Here is a 589-nt window from a genome sequence, read left to right on the forward strand (position 1 = left end):
TTTTTAAAAAATATAGGAGAATCAAAATGGCAGAAATTACAGCTAAACTTGTAAAAGAGTTGCGTGAAAAATCTGGTGCCGGTGTTATGGACGCTAAAAAAGCGCTTGTAGAAACAGACGGTGACATCGAAAAAGCGATTGAATTGCTTCGTGAAAAAGGTATGGCGAAGGCAGCTAAGAAAGCTGACCGTGTTGCAGCTGAAGGTTTGACTGGTGTATTTGTTAACGGTAACGTTGCAGCAGTAGTTGAAGTAAATGCCGAAACTGACTTCGTTGCGAAAAACGCTCAATTCGTTGACTTGGTAAACGCAACAGCTAAAGTAATCGCTGAAGGAAAACCAGCTAACAACGAAGAAGCTCTTGCTTTGACAATGCCTTCAGGTGAAACTCTTGAAGCTGCATATGTATCTGCAACAGCTACAATCGGTGAAAAAATCTCATTCCGTCGTTTTGCTTTGCTTGAAAAAACAGATGCACAACACTTCGGAGCATACCAACACAATGGTGGACGTATCGGTGTTATCTCTGTAATCGAAGGTGGAGACGAAGCGCTTGCTAAACAAATCTCAATGCACATTGCTGCGATGAA

Annotated in this window: 1 protein-coding gene; it reads left to right on the forward strand. The window is 41.8% G+C overall.

Translation table 11 applies throughout. From position 1 onward, the window contains the following. Positions 1-26: 26 nt before the first annotated feature. Positions 27-589, forward strand: a 563-nt coding sequence (gene tsf / locus GMD1S_RS08785) for a translation elongation factor Ts (protein ID WP_044135862.1), incomplete at its 3' end; no start/stop codon positions are given.

The sequence above is a fragment of the Streptococcus sp. GMD1S genome, from assembly GCF_000296875.1.
Classification (GTDB): domain Bacteria; phylum Bacillota; class Bacilli; order Lactobacillales; family Streptococcaceae; genus Streptococcus.